General features: G+C 64.6%; 1 protein-coding gene and 1 pseudogene. Both read left to right on the top strand.

Translation table 11 applies throughout. The features are described 5' to 3' along the window. Positions 1-1,052 (top strand): LPD7 domain-containing protein (locus PUT78_RS23540; RefSeq protein ID WP_337994724.1); only part of this gene is annotated, 1,052 nt, incomplete at its 5' end. Beyond that, positions 1,045-1,384, top strand: a pseudogene (locus tag PUT78_RS23535) (type IV secretory system conjugative DNA transfer family protein); the annotation flags it as partial. The gene PUT78_RS23540 and the pseudogene PUT78_RS23535, both read left to right, overlap by 8 nt.

Here is a 1,384-nt window from a genome sequence, read left to right as displayed (position 1 = left end):
GCACCAAGGCCGCCGACAAGGCGACAGCCCTCGACATGGTCAATCTCGCCGCCCATCGCGGCTGGGAGTCGATGAAAGTGACCGGCCCGCAGGACTTCCGGCGTGAGATGTGGATTGAAGGCGCGGCTAAGGGTATCAAGGTCGAAGGCTACAAGCCCAATGAGCGCGATATCGAGGAAGCGGCACGGCGCAGTGACATGGAACGCCCGCGCAGCCTGCAGCGGACGGATGGGCCTGTCTCTGAGCGGCGCGACCCGGCCAATGCTCTATCGGCAAGCGATATGTCAGGCCGTGACCTGTTTCGCAGCGCATCCCGGGACCCGGCAGCGCCACTTGCCGGGGGTACGACCAGCGACAAGGTCGAGTACAGCCAGGGTGTGCGCGGTACAGTGCTTGCGCAAGGCACGCGACCCTATCTCGACCGCCCCGGCGCGGCCGAGTCTCCCTATGTGCGCTTGCAGCTCCCGAATGGCCGCACACATGATGTCTGGGGCATGGGGGTCACCAAGGCGCTGGCGGATCGGGGCGCGACAACGGGCGACACAGTGACTCTGTCCTCAACCCGCTCCGAGGCCGTCACCATCACCACGCGCGATCCCGTGAGCAATGAGGTCATCGAGAAGCAAGGCAGCCGACGGGCCTGGGAGGCGCAGGATATCCAGCGCGGCACAGCAGCAGACACCGGGACGGGCACGGGGATCAGCACCGGCGCGGCCGCGACGACCGCCGCAGCAACTGCCGCTGCCGCCGGCATGCTGATCGCTGCGAAATCCGATCTCGCAAAACTGCCCGCGCCTACGGACGCGAAACGCGCGGATGCCTATCGCGAGGCTGTGGAGGAGCGTCTGACACCCGACGAGATCGCGCGCCTGAAACAGGGCGATATCTCGGGGCTCGACGGTGTAGGCAGTCGCGAAGACCAGCTTTCTGTTGCGCGCGAATATCTCAAGGCCGAGGGCAATTCGCAGCCCGCTCTGAAACAAGTGACCGAAGAATGGTTCGACGAGCGCGCGGCCAGTGCAGCACAGGACCGGGGGCTGGAACATGATTAAGACACGCGTTCTGGCGGGCCTGGGCCTCTTCGCTGCTCTCGGGCTCGTGCTCGCCTATATTCTGGCAACAGGCTATCTCGCGCTCAAACTCACCGGCAGTGCTGCCACGCTCGATTGGGGCCTGCTCCTCCATAACTGGCAGGCAATCCGGCTCCGCCATCCCGATCTCTGGCAGGTGATCGGGCTGATCTTCCTGTTCGCCACTCTGGGCAGTTTGCTGCTCGGATCCTTCGTCGTCCATGAGGGGCTGACCCGCTTTGGCGAGACCCACTGGCAGTCCAAAGCCGAACTGAAGCGCAATCGCTTCTTTGAAAAGCCTGGGCGCGGGTTTC

It is taken from the genome of Roseinatronobacter alkalisoli (assembly GCF_028745735.1).
Classification (GTDB): domain Bacteria; phylum Pseudomonadota; class Alphaproteobacteria; order Rhodobacterales; family Rhodobacteraceae; genus Roseinatronobacter; species Roseinatronobacter alkalisoli.
The sequence above is the reverse complement of the archived record's forward strand: the minus strand, read 5'-3'. Positions and strand labels throughout refer to the sequence as shown.